At 65.8% G+C, this 17,020-nt stretch carries 20 protein-coding genes; 10 read left to right on the forward strand and 10 right to left on the reverse strand.

All coding sequences use genetic code 11. The features are described 5' to 3' along the window. The first annotated feature begins 260 nt into the window (after positions 1-260). Both G3N61_RS00600 and G3N61_RS00605 read left to right on the forward strand, forming a co-directional pair. Complete coding sequence (locus tag G3N61_RS00600) at positions 261-587, forward strand: hypothetical protein (RefSeq protein WP_043181912.1); 327 nt, start codon at positions 261-263, stop codon at positions 585-587. A gap of 272 nt (positions 588-859) precedes the next feature. Continuing rightward, entirely contained in the window at positions 860-1,360 is a 501-nt protein-coding gene (locus G3N61_RS00605) for a dihydrofolate reductase (protein WP_043181911.1), read from the forward strand. A gap of 83 nt (positions 1,361-1,443) precedes the next feature. On the opposite strand, the gene pmbA is transcribed toward G3N61_RS00605, so the two are convergent. Continuing rightward, positions 1,444-2,814, reverse strand: coding sequence for a metalloprotease PmbA (gene pmbA / locus G3N61_RS00610; protein ID WP_011351368.1), 1,371 nt, complete (start codon positions 2,812-2,814; stop codon positions 1,444-1,446). Positions 2,815-2,941: 127 nt separating this feature from the next. Between pmbA and yjgA the strand changes: the two genes are divergently transcribed. Further along, the gene (gene yjgA, locus G3N61_RS00615; protein WP_277405077.1) at positions 2,942-3,547 is read left to right on the forward strand and encodes a ribosome biogenesis factor YjgA; all 606 of its coding nucleotides are present in this window, start codon (positions 2,942-2,944) and stop codon (positions 3,545-3,547) included. Further along, positions 3,528-4,148, forward strand: a complete 621-nt coding sequence (gene mog, locus G3N61_RS00620) for a molybdopterin adenylyltransferase (RefSeq protein ID WP_205821099.1) — start codon at positions 3,528-3,530, stop codon at positions 4,146-4,148. Before yjgA ends, mog begins: the two co-directional genes overlap by 20 nt. A 12-nt stretch (positions 4,149-4,160) precedes the next feature. Here mog and orn read toward each other — a convergent pair whose 3' ends face one another. Continuing rightward, positions 4,161-4,781 (reverse strand): oligoribonuclease, encoded by a 621-nt coding sequence (orn, locus tag G3N61_RS00625; RefSeq protein ID WP_031399981.1) that lies wholly within the window; start codon positions 4,779-4,781, stop codon positions 4,161-4,163. A gap of 117 nt (positions 4,782-4,898) precedes the next feature. Here orn and G3N61_RS00630 point away from each other — a divergent pair, with 117 nt between their 5' ends. The 3 genes from G3N61_RS00630 to G3N61_RS00640 all read left to right on the forward strand — a co-directional run bounded on the left by G3N61_RS00630 (position 4,899) and on the right by G3N61_RS00640 (position 7,480). Next, positions 4,899-6,158: a M48 family metallopeptidase gene (locus G3N61_RS00630; protein WP_043181903.1), complete on the forward strand. Its 1,260-nt coding sequence runs from the start codon at positions 4,899-4,901 to the stop codon at positions 6,156-6,158. Continuing rightward, the gene (gene rsgA / locus G3N61_RS00635; protein ID WP_089450138.1) at positions 6,155-7,096 is read left to right on the forward strand and encodes a ribosome small subunit-dependent GTPase A; all 942 of its coding nucleotides are present in this window, start codon (positions 6,155-6,157) and stop codon (positions 7,094-7,096) included. The genes G3N61_RS00630 and rsgA overlap by 4 nt, the downstream gene beginning before the upstream one ends. 66 nt (positions 7,097-7,162) lie before the next feature. After that, complete coding sequence (locus G3N61_RS00640) at positions 7,163-7,480, forward strand: hypothetical protein (protein ID WP_021159739.1); 318 nt, start codon at positions 7,163-7,165, stop codon at positions 7,478-7,480. A gap of 63 nt (positions 7,481-7,543) precedes the next feature. On the opposite strand, the gene G3N61_RS00645 is transcribed toward G3N61_RS00640, so the two are convergent. The 6 genes from G3N61_RS00645 to rpsP form a co-directional block, all read right to left on the reverse strand. Further along, the gene (locus G3N61_RS00645; RefSeq protein WP_043181898.1) at positions 7,544-8,482 is read right to left on the reverse strand and encodes a CobD/CbiB family protein; all 939 of its coding nucleotides are present in this window, start codon (positions 8,480-8,482) and stop codon (positions 7,544-7,546) included. A gap of 119 nt (positions 8,483-8,601) precedes the next feature. Then, positions 8,602-9,288, reverse strand: coding sequence for a CoA pyrophosphatase (locus G3N61_RS00650; protein ID WP_043181896.1), 687 nt, complete (start codon positions 9,286-9,288; stop codon positions 8,602-8,604). A gap of 87 nt (positions 9,289-9,375) precedes the next feature. Then, positions 9,376-9,768: a 50S ribosomal protein L19 gene (rplS, locus tag G3N61_RS00655; RefSeq protein ID WP_089450137.1), complete on the reverse strand. Its 393-nt coding sequence runs from the start codon at positions 9,766-9,768 to the stop codon at positions 9,376-9,378. A 133-nt stretch (positions 9,769-9,901) separates the two neighbouring features. Further along, the gene (gene trmD / locus G3N61_RS00660) at positions 9,902-10,696 is read right to left on the reverse strand and encodes a tRNA (guanosine(37)-N1)-methyltransferase TrmD (protein WP_043181891.1); all 795 of its coding nucleotides are present in this window, start codon (positions 10,694-10,696) and stop codon (positions 9,902-9,904) included. 1 nt (position 10,697) lies between these two features. Beyond that, positions 10,698-11,375: a ribosome maturation factor RimM gene (rimM, locus tag G3N61_RS00665; RefSeq protein ID WP_043181889.1), complete on the reverse strand. Its 678-nt coding sequence runs from the start codon at positions 11,373-11,375 to the stop codon at positions 10,698-10,700. A 42-nt stretch (positions 11,376-11,417) separates the two neighbouring features. Further along, entirely contained in the window at positions 11,418-11,672 is a 255-nt protein-coding gene (gene rpsP / locus G3N61_RS00670) for a 30S ribosomal protein S16 (protein WP_006476550.1), read from the reverse strand. A gap of 152 nt (positions 11,673-11,824) precedes the next feature. Here rpsP and G3N61_RS00675 point away from each other — a divergent pair, with 152 nt between their 5' ends. After that, positions 11,825-12,964, forward strand: coding sequence for a PQQ-dependent sugar dehydrogenase (locus G3N61_RS00675; RefSeq protein WP_205821100.1), 1,140 nt, complete (start codon positions 11,825-11,827; stop codon positions 12,962-12,964). A 109-nt stretch (positions 12,965-13,073) separates the two neighbouring features. After that, positions 13,074-13,541, forward strand: coding sequence for a TM2 domain-containing protein (locus tag G3N61_RS00680; RefSeq protein ID WP_043183093.1), 468 nt, complete (start codon positions 13,074-13,076; stop codon positions 13,539-13,541). Positions 13,542-13,590: 49 nt separating this feature from the next. Here the strand turns inward: G3N61_RS00680 and G3N61_RS00685 are convergent, their stop codons facing one another. Beyond that, the gene (locus G3N61_RS00685) at positions 13,591-14,778 is read right to left on the reverse strand and encodes a PA0069 family radical SAM protein (protein WP_043181886.1); all 1,188 of its coding nucleotides are present in this window, start codon (positions 14,776-14,778) and stop codon (positions 13,591-13,593) included. A gap of 90 nt (positions 14,779-14,868) precedes the next feature. Next, complete coding sequence (locus tag G3N61_RS00690; protein WP_011351353.1) at positions 14,869-15,357, reverse strand: Lrp/AsnC ligand binding domain-containing protein; 489 nt, start codon at positions 15,355-15,357, stop codon at positions 14,869-14,871. Positions 15,358-15,502: 145 nt separating this feature from the next. Here G3N61_RS00690 and G3N61_RS00695 point away from each other — a divergent pair, with 145 nt between their 5' ends. Next, a complete protein-coding gene (locus tag G3N61_RS00695; RefSeq protein ID WP_043181884.1) occupies positions 15,503-16,789 on the forward strand; it encodes a D-amino acid dehydrogenase in 1,287 nt (428 codons plus the stop codon). The last annotated feature ends 231 nt before the right edge of the window (positions 16,790-17,020 follow it).

A 17,020-nucleotide genomic window follows, 5' to 3' on the forward strand; every position in this document is an offset into this window, starting at 1 on the left:
AGGTCGATGCATGTCAATCGTCTGCACATAGCCCCCGCGCAGCGATACGCTCTGTCATCAACACATGCGGCGATTTTCGTCCTTGAAGCGTATCGATTGAATCCGCAGTATTCCCGAGCCCCCTCGTTTCAGGCCTGAAACATTTTCAGCCGTTTTTCGACACAATTCGCAACGCTTGCGCACGAATCGCAGTCTCGACAATGGTCCCGGCGCGATGGCATGCATTTCGCTGAATATGAAAACCGTCGGAGACAGCGACCATGCGAAAACATCTTTTACTTTCTTTCGTGCCGATGGCCATTGCGGTCGCGGCCGCCGGCCCGCCCACGCCCGTCCGCGCAGACGAAAGCACGAATCCGGATCGCGTCATGCTGCTTGCGGCAAACGCGCCGGACATGCAGCACGTCAACGGGTTCGGCATCGTGACCGTGTCGTCACCGCAACCGCTGCCGGCCGGCAGGACTTTCGTGACGCTGTGGGACGAGATCCCGCCGCCGCCCCTGTTACCGATGCCGCTCCCGGTACCGCAGCCGGGCGACGTGCAGCACGCGATGGAAGGCACCACGCAAGGCACGACGCGTCAGTGATGCATCGACCGCCCCATTTGATAAGGATGACATATTGATTTGAGCAGACCTGACCAGATCGGTCAGAGCCCGCATCATCGATCTCGCAACACGAAACGGTTTTGTGCTCCGTCCCCCGGCGGGCACTCTTTTTATTCATTCCATCGCCGCGACGCATTGCTTCGAGCGTCGCGGCGCGCAGCGCAGAAAGACGGATGCGCGCCTCCGGAACCGGCACCCGCCGCCGTTCCGGTAGAATCGGCGCCATTCCGGTTTTCCTCTCCCCGACCTTCATGACGACGTTGACCCTGATCGTCGCGCGTGCCCGCAACGGCATCATCGGCCGCGACAACCAGTTGCCCTGGAAACTTCCCGAGGATCTCGCCTTCTTCAAGCGCACGACGATGGGCGCACCGATCGTGATGGGCCGCAAGACCCACGAGTCGATCGGCCGGCCGCTGCCGGGCCGCCGCAATATCGTCGTCACGCGCGACGCGACGCGCCGCTTCGACGGCTGCGACACGGTCACGTCGCTCGCCGACGCGCTCGCGCTCGCCGCGCGCGACGGGGTGCCCGAAGCGTTCCTGATCGGCGGCGCGCAACTCTACACGGAAGGCCTCGCCCTCGCCGACAAGCTGGTCGTCACCGAGATCGATGCAGACTTCGACGGTGACGCATCGTTCCCGGCGCCCGACGCCGCGCACTGGCAGGAAGTGTCGCGCGATGCGCACCAGGCGGCCGCGCCGAACACGTTCGGCTATGCGTTCGTCGTCTACGCGCGCAAGCGCGGCTGACGCGTCGCGCGCAATGAAAAAAGCCCGACCGGCTCACGCCGGTCGGGCTTTTTCGTTTGATGACGGCCGACGCCGCGCGCCGCTTACTGCCCGGCGATCGTCATCTGCTCGATCAGCACCGAGCCCGTTTCCTTCGTGCCGCGCACGATCGAATCGGCGCCGATCGCGACGATATGGCGGAACATTTCCTGCAGCGTGCTCGCAACCGTGATTTCCTCGACCGGATACTGGATCACGCCGTTCTCGACCCAGAAGCCCGCCGCGCCGCGCGAATAGTCGCCCGTCACGTAGTTCACGCCCTGCCCCATCAGCTCGGTCAGCAACAAGCCGGTGCCGAGCTTCTTCAGCATCGCGTCGAAATCGTCGCCCGCCTGCGTGTTCGAGCTGCGCAGCGCGAGGTTGTGCGAGCCACCCGCGTTGCCGGTGGTCTGCGTGCCGAGCTTTCGCGCCGAGTAGGTCGACAGGAAGTAGCCTTCGACGACACCGTCCTTGACGACGCTGCGCGCACGCGTGCGCACGCCTTCCTCGTCGAACGGTGCGCTGCCCATCGCGCGCGGCACATGCGGATCCTCGACGACCTGGATGTGCGGTGCGAACACCGGCTTGCCGAGGCTGTCGACGAGGAACGACGTCTTGCGGTACAGCGCGCCGCCGCTCACCGCCTGCACGAACGCGCCGAGCAGGCCGGCCGCGAGCGGTGCTTCGAACAGCACGGGCACCTTGCGGGTGTCGAGACGGCGCGCGCCCATTCGCGCAAGCGCACGCTCGGCCGCGTAACGGCCCACGGCTTCGGGCGCCGCGAGATCGATCGCGCTGCGCTTCGACGAATACCAGTCGTCGCGCTGCATATGACGGCCGCTGCCCGCGATCGGCGCGCAGGCGATGTAGTGGCGCGAATACGGGTAGCCGGACAGGAAGCCGCGCGACGTCGCGAGCACGAACTGCGAATGCTGGGCCGACACGCTCGCGCCTTCCGAATTGCGGATCTGCGGGCTGACCGCGAATGCGGCATCTTCCGCGCGGCGGGCGAGCTCGACGGCCTCGTCGGCCGTCAGCGCCCACGGGTGGTACAGATCGAGGTCGCGCGGGTCGGTTTCGAGCAGCTCGGCCTCGGCGAGACCGGCCGCTTCATCTTCGGCCGTGAAGCGCGCGATGTTGTAAGCGGCGGCGACGGTATCCTTGATCGCGCCCGGCGAAAAATCCGACGTGCTCGCATTGCCGCGCTTCTTGCCGATGAACACGGTCACGCCGACCATCTTGTCGCGGTTGTGCTCGATCGTTTCGACTTCGCCGCGGCGCACCGACACCGACAGGCCGTCGCCCTCGGAGATTTCGGTCGCGGCGTCCGTCGCGCCGAGCGCCTTCGCATGGCGAAGGATGTCCGAGGCGATTTCTTTGAGCTGGTCCTGCGTGTGCGGGAAATAGCGCGCTTGTACGTCGAGATTGGCTGCCATCGTCGTGATATCCGGTGGCGGGCGGGCGCCCGCATGTTCAAAATGTTGCGTATCCCGCGATCATAGCAAGGTCCGGGGCCGGACACCGACAAGCTTGGGGTGTCCGCGGCGCGATACAATGCCGTCCATGACACGCAAAACCCGAATCCAGCCGATCGAGCATGCCGTCGAAGACGACGACAATGGCTACGATCGTCCCAGCAAATCCCAGTTGAAGCGCGAAATGCACGAGCTGCAGGTGCTCGGCCAGGCCCTTGTCGATCTGCCGAAAGACGCGCTGAAACGCATGCCGATGCCCGAAAGCCTCGCGGACGCCGTTCGCGAAGCGCGCCGGATCACCGATCACGAAGGCAAGCGCCGCCAGCTCCAGTACGTCGGCCGCGTGATGCGCTCGCTGACCGACGACGAGACGGCCGCGCTGCGCACCGCGCTCGACGCGCAACGCGGCGTGAACAAGGCCGCGACGGCCCGCCTGCACTGGATCGAACGCACGCGCGAACAGTTGCTCGCGAGCGACGACGCGCTGACCGAATTCCTGCGCCAGCACCCGGAAGCCGATATCCAGGAAGGCCGCACGCTGATCCGCAACGCACGCAAGGAAGCGCAGCAAGGCAAGCCGCCGCGCTATTTCCGTGAGCTGTTCCAGTGGATCAAGACCGCTGGCGGCACGTCCAATGCGGACGACGAAGCGGCGGACGACGCCGGAGACGACCATGACGACGACGAAGCGTAACCACCCGGACGAGCTCGTCGTCGGCCTCGTGTCGATCAGCGACCGCGCGAGCACGGGTGTCTACGAGGACAAAGGCATTCCCGCACTGCAGGAGTGGCTCGCCGGCGCGCTGGCGTCGCCGTGGCGCGCCGAAACGCGCCTGATCCAGGACGATGCGCCCACGATCTCCGCCACGCTCGCCGAGCTCGTCGATGTCGCCGGGTGCGACCTCGTGCTGACGACGGGCGGCACGGGCCCCGCGCGCCGCGACGTGACGCCCGAGGCCACGCTGGCGGTGGCGACGAAGGAAATGCCGGGATTCGGCGAACAGATGCGGCAGATCAGCCTGAATTTCGTGCCGACCGCGATCCTGTCGCGGCAGGTCGCGGTGATCCGCGAGACGGCCGACCATGCGGCGCTGATCATCAACCTGCCCGGCCAGCCGAAATCGATCCGGGAAACGCTCGAAGGGCTGCGCGATGCCGACGGCAAGTCGACCGTGCCCGGCATCTTCGCCGCGGTGCCCTACTGCATCGACCTGATCGGCGGTCCGTACATCGAGACCGACACCGCGGTGGTCGCGGCGTTCCGGCCGAAAAGCGCTCAACGCGCACCGCGCTGAGCGCGGGACCGCTCAGGCGGCCGGCGCGGACTCGCCTGCCGAAGCCGACGCGGCCGGAATCAGGAAATGCTCGCGGTAGTACTTCAGCTCGTCGATCGACTCGTGGATGTCCGCGAGCGCCGTGTGCATCGCACGCTTCTGGAAGCCCTTGTAGATCGCGGGCTGCCAGCGGCGGCACAGCTCCTTGAGCGTGCTGACGTCGAGGTTGCGGTAGTGGAAGAACCGCTCGAATTCGGGCATCCAGCGCGCCATGAAGCGGCGGTCCTGGCAGATCGAGTTGCCGCACATCGGCGACTTGCCGGGCGATACGTACTGCGCGAGGAATGCCTGCAACTGCGCGGCGGCTTCCGCCTCGGTCACGGTCGACGCGCGCACGCGATCGATCAGGCCCGAGCGGCCGTGCGTCGACTTGTTCCAGTCGTCCATCTTCGCGAGCGTTTCGTCGCTCTGGTGGATCGCGAACACGGGGCCTTCGACGGCGATGTCGAGCGTGGAATTGGTCACGACGACCGCGATCTCGATGATGCGGTCGTTATCCGGGTCGAGGCCCGTCATCTCCATGTCGAGCCAGACGAGATTCAACTCGTTGCGCACGAGCGCGGGCTGGCTGGTGGAAGCGGCGGTATCGGTCATGAGTCATCCTGGAAAATGGCGGACGGCGCGCGGCGCCGCCCGGGCGGCCGGCATCGCAACAGCGGGCCCGGTCCGCAAGAACATATAATTCTCGCATAGAACCCTTTGGCCCCTTCGATGTCACCCTTTTCGTTCACCCTGCTGTTCGCGCTCGCCGTGCTCGCAATGGTCGTCACCAAGCTGTGGCTCGCGTCGCGGCAGATCCGCTTCGTCGCGGCGCACCGCAATGGCGTGCCCGCGCAGTTCAGCGCAACCATCCCGCTGACCGCCCACCAGCGCGCGGCCGATTACACGGTCGAGCGCACCCGGCTGACGATGCTCGAGATCGTCGTCAGCGCGGCCGTGCTGATCGGTCTCACGCTGCTCGGCGGCGTCGGCGCGCTCGACACGCTGCTCACCGGCTGGCTCGGCCGCGGCTACGGGCAGCAGGTCGCGCTCGTCGCTGCGGTGCTCGCGATCACGGGCGTCATCGACGTCCCGTTCGAGTATTACCGCCAGTTCGGGATCGAACAGCGCTTCGGCTTCAACCGGATGACGAAGCGGCTGTTCTTCACCGACATGCTGAAAAACTCGCTGCTCGGCGCCGCGCTCGGCCTGCCGCTGCTGTTCGTCGTGCTGTGGCTGATGAACCAGGCCGGCAGCCTGTGGTGGCTGTGGACCTGGATCGTCTGGGTCGCATTCCAGATGCTCGTGCTGCTGATCTACCCGACCTTCATCGCACCGATCTTCAACAAGTTCGAGCCGCTGAAGGACGACGCGCTCCGCACACGCATCGAGTCGCTGATGAAGCGCTGCGGCTTTGCGGCCAAGGGGCTGTTCGTGATGGACGGCAGCCGCCGCTCCGCGCACGGCAACGCGTACTTCACGGGCTTCGGCGCGTCGAAGCGGATCGTGTTCTTCGACACGCTGCTCGCGCGCCTGTCCGGCCAGGAAATCGAGGCCGTGCTCGCACACGAACTCGGCCATTTCAAGCGTCGCCACGTGATGAAGCGGATGCTCGTGTCGTTCGTGCTGAGCCTCGTGCTGCTCGCGCTGCTCGGCTGGCTTGCGCAACGCACGTGGTTCTATACGGGGCTCGGCGTCACGCCGTCGCTCGACACCAGCAACGCGGGCGCCGCGCTCGTGCTGTTCTTCCTCGCGATTCCCGTGTTCCTGTTCTTCGCGACGCCGTTCGGCAGCCTCACGTCGCGCAAGCACGAATTCGAGGCCGATGCTTTCGCGGCCAGCCAGACCGACGCGCAGGACCTCGTCAGCGCACTCGTGAAGCTCTATGAGGACAACGCGTCGACGCTGACGCCCGACCCCGTCTACACGGCCTTCTACTACTCGCATCCGCCTGCGTCGCAGCGGATCGACCGCCTGCTGCAACACGCATGAGCCGCCCGACTTCCCGCAAGCCGACCCCGCGCGCGTCGAACGCGCAACGGGTCGAAGGCCGCGTGATCGCGGCGCACGGGCGCCACTACATCGTCGCGCCCGACGACGGCGGCCCGATGCTGCAGTGCTTCCCGCGCGGCAAGAAGAGCGACATCGCGGTCGGCGACCGCGTCGTGTACGAGCTCGCATCGGCCGACCAGGGCGTGATCGTCGAGATCGGTGAACGGCGCAACCTGCTGTACCGCTCCGACCAGTTCAAGTCGAAACTGTTCGCGGCCAACCTCGACCAGTTGCTGATCGTGCTCGCGACCGAGCCCTATTTCAGCGAGGACCTGCTCGGCCGCGCGCTGATCGCCGCCGAGGCGAACCAGCTGAAGCCGCTCGTCGTGCTGAACAAGATCGACGTCGAAGCCGCGCTGCCGGTCGCGCGCGAGCGCCTCGCGCCCTACCGCGCGCTCGGCTACGACGTGCTCGAGCTGTCGGTGAAAGGCGCGCCCGACGACGCGCGCGCGCAGCTGATGCCGCACCTCGCCGGGCATTCGACGATCCTGCTCGGCCAGTCCGGGATGGGCAAGTCGACGCTCGTGAACCTGCTCGTTCCCGATGCCGAAGCCGCCACGCGCGAGATTTCGGCCGCGCTCAACAGCGGCCGTCACACGACGACGTTCACGCGCCTCTACCCATTGGAGGGCGGCGGCGCGCTGATCGATTCGCCGGGCTTCCAGGAATTCGGTCTCTACCATCTGACGGAAGGCCGTCTCGAGCGCGCCTTTCCGGAGTTCCGGCCACTGCTCGCCGACTGCCGTTTCTATAATTGTCATCACCTGCACGAACCCGGCTGCGCGATTCTCGAAGCCGTCGCCGACGGCCGCATCGCACCGTCGCGGCATGCGCTCTATGCGCAGCTCGTGCACGAGGCGAGCCAGATCGTCCGCTGATCGCGCGGCACGCGCGCGGCGGCCAGCCGGTGCCATGCGGGCCGGCTTTCATCGACAGGAGCCGCGATGCGTTTCAAGGCACCCGATCTCGCGACGGCGCAGCATTGGGCCAACGTGCTTCAGGTGGCCGGCATCGGTTGCGAGCTGCATAACTGCTACGCGACCGGCGCGCTCGGCGGCCTGCCCGCCGACGCGTGCACGCCCGAGCTGTGGCTCGACGACGAACGCGACGACGCGCTCGCGCGCCGGCTCCTCGATGCCGCGTCGCACGGTCCGTCGGCCGGTGCCGCGCCGTGGCGCTGCCGGCAGTGCGGCGAGGCGCTCGAAGCCCAGTTCACCGCATGCTGGCAATGTGGCGCCGTACGCGACCCGCGCGACGACTGACCCACAGCAAAAAGGCCGGCATCCGCCGGCCTTTTGCCTTTCATCGAGTACCGCACTGCCCCGTCACGACACCCAGACGGCAAGTGTCAGCATCAGCAGCAGAATCATCCACAGGATCACCGCGCGCCAGACAAGGCCAACCGCGGATTGCAGCGTACGCGGCGTGCAATCGTCACCGACCGTCAACGGGCCGCTGTCGCCGACCGCCAGCGCATCGAGGCTCGACGGTTCCGCGAGCGGCCCCGCGAGGCGTGCGCCGAGCGCTCCGCTGCCGGCGGCCAGCAGGACGCCGTCGTTCGGATCGGGCCATTGGCGCGTGTGGTTGCGCCACGCGTAGATCGCGTCCTCGAAATTGCCGACGATCGCGAAGCCGAGCGCGGTCAATCGCGCGGGAATCCAGTCGATCACGAAGAACGCGCGTTGCGCGAACGTCGAGAAGGCCGCCGTGCGGTCGTCGCCCGGCGTCGACCAGCTGCGCGCGAGGTATTCGGAGATCCGGTACAGCACGGCACCGGCCGGGCCGATCGGCAGCACATACCAGAAGAACACGCCGAACACGTGGCGATGGGACGCGACGACCGCATGAATCAGCGTATGGCGGACGATTTCGCCGACCGGCATGTCGACCGTGTCGATGCCGGTCCACTCGTGCAGAATTTCGCGCGCACGCGGCACGTCGTCGTTGTTGAGCGCGAGGTGGATATCGGTGAAGTAGTGGCTGAACTGGCGGAAGCCGAGCGTGAAGTACACGACGACGACGTTCCAGATGAATGCGAGCACGAAGCTCACCTTGTACAGCAGGAAATAGATCAGCGCGACGATCAGCACCCACGGCAGTACGACCGCGAGCCATGCGAGGATGCCATGCTTCTGCTTGCCTGCGTCGAGACCATGCGCGACGGTTTCCGCGTGAAACTGGAACAGCGCGAACACCGGATTGTTCGGCGACAACGCGCGGACCTGTTCGATGATGAGAGCGAGGAGAACCGAGAAGAAAGTCATGCGTGTGCCGTCTTCGGAGTTATGTCATTTTTTGCATAACGATAGCACAGCGTCAGCCTGGCATGATTGCCGGCGCGGTCGCCCGGCTGCCGGCCGCGCGCGCCAGCCGGCGCGCGGCATCAGCCGGCGGCCAAGAAGCGGTACAGATTGCGCAACATGCCGGCAGTTGCGCCCCAGATGAAGTAATGCCCGCCGGGTTCGCCATTTGGATAGGGCATCGCAAAAAAACGACGCTCGCCGCCTTCCCAGCGGAACACACGGACCTGATGGTTCGCGGGATTCATCAGGAACGCGAGCGGCACCTCGAAAATCTCGGCCACTTCGAACGTGTCGGCCTGCACGGTGAACGGTGGATGCACGAGGCCGACCACCGGCGCCACGCAGAAGCCGGTGCCGGTCAGGTAGTCGGGCAGCGCGCCGAGGATCTCGACACGCTCGTCTGCCAGCCCGATCTCTTCCTTCGCCTCGCGCAACGCGGTGGCAGTTGCATCGCGATCGAACGGTTCGCGACGACCGCCGGGGAAGCTGATCTGTCCGGCGTGGTCGTTCAGGTGGTCGGCGCGCTGGGTCAGCAGCATGGTGAGGCCGGACTCGCGGACGACGAGCGGCACGAGGACGGCCGCGCTACGTGGATCGACGCCCTCCTGCAGCCTCGCCTCGCCGGGCTCGACGCTCCATTCGAGCGTGCGCGCGAAACGGTCACGCAGGCCGGCTGGCGTCATCAGGCGGGAATCAATGGCCGGCAGGCCGGCACCGGTGCCTTCGACCGGCAGGACTTCGGGATCGATGATGGGGCGGCGATTCAATGGGGCTCTCGGGGTCGTGTCGTATCGAGCATATTGTCGCGCCAGAATGAAAAAAGCACCCGGGTGGGTGCTTTTTCCTTACAGCTCTTACTCTTGGGAAGCTGCTGCGGCGCGATCCTTCGACACCAGCTTTTCCTTGATACGAGCCGACTTGCCCGAACGCTCGCGCAGGTAGTACAGCTTCGCACGACGCACATCACCGCGACGCTTCACGACGATGCTTGCCAGCAGCGGCGAGTACGTCTGGAACGTACGCTCGACGCCTTCGCCCGACGAGATCTTGCGGACGATGAAGTTCGAGTTCAGACCACGGCTGCGAATCGCGATCACGACGCCTTCGTAAGCCTGAACGCGCTTGCGGTTACCTTCAACCACGTTCACGTTCACGATCACCGTATCGCCCGGGGCGAAGTCGGGGATCGTCTTGCCGGCGAGCGCGCGCTCGATTTCTTCCTGCTCAAGTTTTGCGATCAGATTCATTACTGACTCCTTATGCCATCGTGTCGGCGTTGGCACCCGCCTGCTTCCAGGCCTGGCCCCGATAGAGGATGGATTCACATCAGGCGCCGCACACGCATGCGCGGCACCGCCAATTCCCGCTCGCGCAGCCGCCTCAGGAGGCGTTTTTCGCTTCGCGTGCGAGGTTCGCAAGCCATGCCTCGTCGGCCCGGCTCAACAACTTTTCGCGGCGCGCCCGGACGATCAGGTCCGGCCGCTTCCGCAGCGTATTCCTCAATGCTTCCTGGCGCCGCCACCGCTCGATCTCGGCATGATGCCCGCCGAGCAGCACATCCGGTACACGCACGCCGTCGTATTCCTCGGGGCGCGTGTAATGCGGACAATCGAGCAGGCCATCGGCGAAGCTATCCTGCACGGCCGACAGTGAATCGTTCAGCACGCCGGGCAGCAACCGCACGACGGCATCCATCATCGCCATCGCCGGCAATTCCCCGCCGGACAGCACGAAATCGCCGAGGCTGATTTCCTCGTCGACGCAACGATCGAGCAGGCGCTGGTCGATCGCTTCATAGCGGCCGCACAGCACGACGACACCGGGCTCCTGCGCCATCCGCACCGCGCGATCGTGCGTGAGCGGCGCACCTTGCGGCGACATCATCACGACACGCGTGCTCGCGATGCCCTGTTCTGCCTGCGCCGCTTTCGCGGCATCGATCGCAGCTTCGAGCGGCCTGGCCAGCATCACCATGCCCGGACCACCACCGTACGGACGATCGTCGACCGTGCGGTAGTTGTCCGTCGTGAAATCACGCGGGTTCCAGGTGCGCAGCCCGAAGCGCCCTTGCTTGACGGCCCGGCTGGTGATCCCCCAGTCGGTCAGTGCACGGAACATCTCGGGGAAGAGCGTGACGACGTCGAACTGCACCGCGCTCTCGGTAACCTGGTTCATTTCAGTAATCGGCTTCCCAGTCGACGACGATGCGACGCGCCGCCTGATCCACCGTTTTGACGTATACGCCGACGAACGGAATCAACCGCTCATCGGTGGTCGGCTGACCGTCTTTGCCGGTCGCCGGATACTCGACACGCATGATCGAATGCACGCCATTGTCGATCATCCCGCTCACCTTCCCGAGTGCCACCGATTGCTCGTTGACGACGTCGAGACCGATCAGGTCGACCCAATAGAATTCGTCCGCGGCCAATGCCGGGAAATCTTCCCGGCGCACGAACACGCGAAAGCCACGCATAGCCAGCGCGGCATCGCGGTCGCTGACGCCCGCGGGTTGCGCAACGACGGTGTCGCTGTGCGTCTTCGACTGCATGATGCGGACGGAAAGCCGCTCCGCACCGCGTTCCAGCCACCAGCGGCGCGCGTTGAGCAGCGCATCGCCGCCGCGACCGGCGTCGGCATGCGTCGCCACCTTGACCCAACCCTTCAGGCCATAGGCGTCGACCACCGCCCCGACCTCGACGGCATCGTCGGGCCAGGCTTGCGCCACTTCGAGACTACCCTGCTCGGCAGCCTGACCGGCGTTCGCGACAGCGTCGCGCTCGACCGGCTTGCGGACGAATGCGCCAAACGACGCACGCCCGCGCCTTGCATTACCGGAATCGTGACCCGCCATCAATGCTCCTTACAGCCGGCACGACCGGCACACCGTGCCATGTTAGGCAGCCGGTTGCGCCTTTTGCGCTTCCTTCACGAGACGCTGGACGGTCGGCGACAGTTGTGCGCCAACGCCTTGCCAGTACGTCAGGCGATCCTGAGCGATACGCAGCGATTCGCCCTTCGTAGCGACCGGGTTGTAGAAGCCGACGCGCTCGATGAAGCGGCCGTCACGACGGTTACGCGAATCGGTAGCAACGATGTTGTAGAACGGGCGCTTCTTCGAGCCGCCACGAGCCAGACGGATGATAACCATATGATGTCCTTCGGAAAACCGGGTTCGAAACTACTGAAACACGCGATTATAGCCGGAAATCAGAGGTACAACAAACACTTACGCGTAAAAAATCCGTGGGCGGCCTGTCCGCCGGGCATACAATCGTCGTGTCCGGGACGTTCCACACCGTCATGCCGCCCCTTCGCGCCGCCTCGACGCGCCGCGCGCAGCACCGTTTCGCGGCGCTGCTTGCCGGCCTTGCCTGCCTCGCGTCCGCACTGGCGTTTGCCGCGCCGTTGCCGGTGGAGCAACTCGTCGTGCCGCCCGGCTTCCACATAGAAGTGCTGACCGACGCGGTACCGACCGCCCGCGAAATGGCATGGTCGCCGCGCGGCATCCTGTATGTCGGCACGCGGGAAGGTCGCGTGCATGCGTTCGTGATGCACGAGGGCCGGATCAGCGCCCGCTACGTGATCGCATCCGGGCTCGACATGCCCGTCGGCGTCGCCTACCGTGGCGGCGCACTCTATATATCCGCCGTATCGCGCATCCTGCGTCTCGATCATATCGACGACCGGCTCGCCGCACCACCCGCCCCCACCGTCGTCACCGACGCGCTGCCGTCCGAGCACCATCACGGCTGGAAATTCATCGCGTTCGGCCCCGACGGCAAGCTGTACGTGCCAACCGGCGCACCGTGCAACGTCTGTCTCGCCGATCGCGGCCGCTACGCGATCATCGCACGCATGAAGACGGACGGCAGCGGGAGCGAGGTCGTCGCCCGCGGCGTACGCAATACGGTCGGCTTTGCGTGGCACCCCGATTCGGGCGAGCTGTGGTTTACCGACAACGGGCGCGACATGATGGGCGACGACGTGCCCGACGACAAGCTGAACCGCGCGCCGCGCGCCGGCCTCGACTTCGGCTTCCCGTACTGTCATGGCGGCGACACGCCCGACCCCGAATTCGGCAGCGCCGACGTATGCCGCCGCTATGTGCCGCCCGTATTGAAACTCGGTGCGCACGTCGCGGCACTCGGCATGCGCTTCTATACGGGGCCGATGTTTCCGGCGTCGTATCGCAATAACGTGTTCATCGCCGAACACGGCTCGTGGAACCGCAGCACGAAGGTCGGCTACCGCGTGATGCGCGTCGTCGTCTCGGCGGACGGCAGCCAGGCGCGCCAGACCCCGTTCGTCACGGGCTGGCTGCGGCCCGACGGCACGGTATGGGGGCGCCCGGCCGACGTGCTGCCGCTGCCGGACGGCTCGCTGCTCGTCAGCGACGACTATGCGGGCGCAATCTACCGCGTGACCTATGCGGCACCTTGACGCAGGACAGGGGTGACCGGGCCCGACCGGGCATCGTAGAATGCGTGCCGGGCCGCGCGCCCGCGCCGGCCCGCCGGCCGCCCATGCCAACGACAATACGCCGCCATCCATGTCCAGCAGCACCGCACCGTCCCGCCGCTTTCGCTCCAAGACGCTCACCGCCGCCCTCGCGTTCCTGTTCGGCTCGCTCGGTGCGCACCGCTTCTATCTATATGGCTTTCGCGACGTATACGGCTGGGCGCACCTGCTCGCGACGATCGTCGGCATTCCGGGCTTCCTCTTGCTCGCCGCGACCCAGCGCAGCGCCAGCCTCGGCTGGTGGCTCGCGGTACCCGGCGCAATCTCGCTGCTGGCAGCGTTCCTCGCCGCGCTCGTCTATGGGCTGCGCCCCGACGAAAAATGGGACGCGCAATTCAACGCGGAGACGGGCAAGCACAGCAAGTCGGGCTGGACCGTGATCTTCGTGGTGATCTTCTCGCTGCTGATCGGCGCGTTCCTGCTGATGACCGCACTCGCGCTGTCGTTCCAGACGTATTTCGAGTCGCAGGTCGAAGCGGCCAAGCAGATTTCGCAGTAAGCGCAACGAACGCGCCCCACCGGCACCCCGCGCCGGCTTGGCGCGCCGGTCAGAACAGGTTCAATTGCATGTCGTCGCGCGACTGCGTCGACCGCGTGCCGGCCGAACGAACCGCAACGTGCGGCACCGGCGCCGCGGCAACCGGCGCACCGCGAAACTGCGACAGATCGAGAATGCCGTTCGTGCGCTCGTTCAGCCCGAGCCGCTTGACGGCCTGGCGGAAGCGCTGCCGCAGCAGGTCGGCCCAGATCCCCTCGCCCTTCATCCGTTTCGAGAAATCCGAGTCGTAGTCTTTCCCGCCGCGCATGTCGCGCACGCGGTTCATCACGCGCTCCGCACGGTCGGGAAAATGCGCGGCAAGCCAGTTCTTGAACAGCGGCGCGACTTCCCACGGCAGCCTCAGGATGATGTAGCTCGCATACGTTGCGCCGGCTTCCGCGCACGCCTCGAGCACGCGCTCCATGTCGGGCTCGGTGACGAACGGAATCATCGGGGCAATGCTCACGCCAACCGGCACGCCCGCCTCGCTCAGCGCACGGATCGTACGTAACCGTCGCGCCGGCGTCGCCGCGCGCGGCTCGAGCGTGCGCGCGAGATCGGCATCGAGCGTCGTGATCGTGACCGCCGCCATCACCTGCCCGCGTTCGGCCATCGGCGCGAGCAGGTCGAGATCGCGCTCGATCAGCGACGACTTCGTGATCGCGGCGAACGGTAACCCGCGATCGTGCATCACCTGGATCACGCTGCGCGTGATGCGCAGGTCGCGCTCGACCGGCTGATAGGCGTCGGTGTTGACGCCGAGCGCGATCGGCTCCGGCACGTAGCGCTTGCGCGAAATCTCGCGCTCGAGCAGTTCGGCTGCATTGACCTTCGCATAGATGCGGCTTTCGAAATCGAGCCCCGGCGACAGGCCGAGATAACTGTGCGTCGGCCGCGCGAAGCAGTAGATGCAGCCGTGCTCGCAGCCTCGATACGGATTGAGCGACACGCTGAATGGGATGTCGGGCGACTGGTTATGCGTCAGGATGCTCTTCGCGCGCTCCTCGAATACCTGCGTGCGCAACGGCGCGGGAAAATCGCTATCGTCCGACTCGTGCGTCCAGCCGTCGTCGACCGCTTCGCGCTGCGCGATCTCGTATCGCCCTTGCAGGTTGTCGACCGCGCCGCGCCCCTTGCGAGGCACGGGCGGCGCTACCGGAAATTCGTTGTCGGATCGATCGTCCATGTGCCCACCCATTTACCTGCGCCCAATACTGTACATTTATACAGTATTGGGCGCAGCATGCCAAGGGCGGGATAAAGGGCTCGACGGCCTGCAGCAGGCGCGTCAGTCGCCCACCGCGATCGTCAGCGTCTCCTTGATTTCTTCCATCACGACATAGCTCTTCGACTGCACGGCGCCGGGCAACTGCAGCAGGATGTCGCCGAGCAGCTTCCGGTAGTCGGCCATCTCGCCGATCCGCGCCTTGATCAGGTAGTCGAAATCGCCGGACACGAGATGGCATTCCAGCACCTCGTCGATCTTCATCACTTCCCGGCGGAATTGTTCGAACATGTTGCCGCCCTTGTGGCCGAGCGTGATCTCGACGAACACCAGCAGCGCGGCATCGAGCTGGTGCGGATCGACACGCGCGTGATAGCCGGTGATCACACCGTCGCGCTCCATGCGCCGCACACGCTCGATGCACGGCGTGACGGTCAGTCCGACCTGTTCCGCGAGGTCTTTCATCGCCATCCGGCCGTCGTCCTGGAGCAGTTTCAGGATGCGCCGGTCGAGCTTGTCGAGCGAGCGTACGGGCTGACGTTGCGTTCTCATTTGTTTATGCTGAAAACCTGAAAAATACGATAACAAAACCTACACATTCGACAATACCATAGCGCAAAAAACTAGATCAGCTAGAGGTTACACGGAGACGCAGGTGCGCCCGGCCTCGATCTGGTCCCTTCCATCTGGAGCAGCTATGCGAGTTGTCATTCTGGGCAGCGGTGTGGTGGGCGTGGCAAGCGCGTATTACCTCGCGCGCGCCGGTCATGAAGTCACGGTGATCGACCGGGAGGCCGGCCCGGCACTCGAGACGAGCTTCGCGAACGCAGGCCAGATCTCCCCTGGCTATGCCGCGCCGTGGGCCGCGCCCGGCGTGCCGCTGAAGGCCGTCAAGTGGATGTTCGAGAAGCACGCGCCGCTCGCAATCCGCCTCGACGGCACGCGCTTCCAGCTCCAGTGGATGTACCAGATGCTGCGCAACTGCACGGCCGAGCGCTATGCAGTCAACAAGGGCCGCATGGTCCGCCTCGCCGAATACAGCCGCGACTGCCTGCAGGCGCTGCGCGCCGATACCGGCATCCAGTACGAAGGCCGCACGGGCGGCACGCTGCAGCTGTTCCGCACGCAGCAGCAACTCGACGGCGCGGCGAAGGACATCGCCGTCCTGCAGGAAGCGAACGTGCCGTTCGAGCTGCTGTCGCCGGCCGATCTGAAGCAAGCCGAACCGGCACTCGCCGCCGTCTCGCACAAGCTGACGGGCGGCCTGCGCCTGCCGGGTGACGAAACGGGCGACTGCCAGCTGTTCACGACGCGCCTCGCCGCGCTCGCGGAATCGCTCGGCGTGAAGTTCCGCTACAACACGCCGATCGATGCGCTCGCGATCGCGGGCGGCAAGATCGCCGGCGTGCAGTGCGGCAGCGAGACGGTGCGCGCGGACGCGTACGTCGTCGCGCTCGGTTCGTACTCGACCAGCTTCATCTCGAACCTGATGAAGATCCCCGTCTATCCGCTGAAGGGCTATTCGATCACCGCGCCGATCGTCAATGCAGCAGCCGCGCCCGTGTCGACCGTGCTCGACGAAACCTACAAGATCGCGATCACGCGTTTCGACCAGCGCATCCGCGTCGGCGGCATGGCGGAAATCGTCGGCTTCGACAAAAATCTGCGCGCCGCGCGCCGTGAAACGCTCGAGATGTGCGTGAACGACCTGTTCCCGGGTGGTGGCGACACGTCGAAGGCAACGTTCTGGACGGGCCTGCGCCCGATGACGCCGGACGGCACGCCGATCGTCGGCCGCACGCCGGTGTCGAACCTGTTCCTGAACACCGGCCACGGCACGCTCGGCTGGACGATGTCGTGCGGCTCGGGCCAACTGCTCGCAGACCTGATCTCGGGCAAGATGCCCGCGATCCAGGCCGACGACCTGTCGGTGCATCGCTACCTGAAGGACGTGGCCGGCCAGACGCGCCCGGCATACGCATAAGCCAACGCCGCCCGCAGCCATGCGGGCCAGCCGGCATCGAAAAAAAGGCGCCCCCAGGGGCGCCTTTTTCATTTCATCGAACCGTCGGCCGATCAGAACTGATCTTCCGTCAACGCGAGCACGCCCTCGTTGCCCTTCGTGCCGACAACAGCATGTCCTTGACGGGGGCGGAATAGCTCATGGCGTGTCCCCTCTCTCTTCTGTCGATGGCGAAAAAAAAGGGGCGCTCGT

Origin of the sequence: Burkholderia sp. Ac-20349 (genome assembly GCF_017104865.1) — a bacterium.
In the GTDB taxonomy this organism is placed as follows: Bacteria; Pseudomonadota; Gammaproteobacteria; order Burkholderiales; family Burkholderiaceae; genus Burkholderia; species Burkholderia aenigmatica.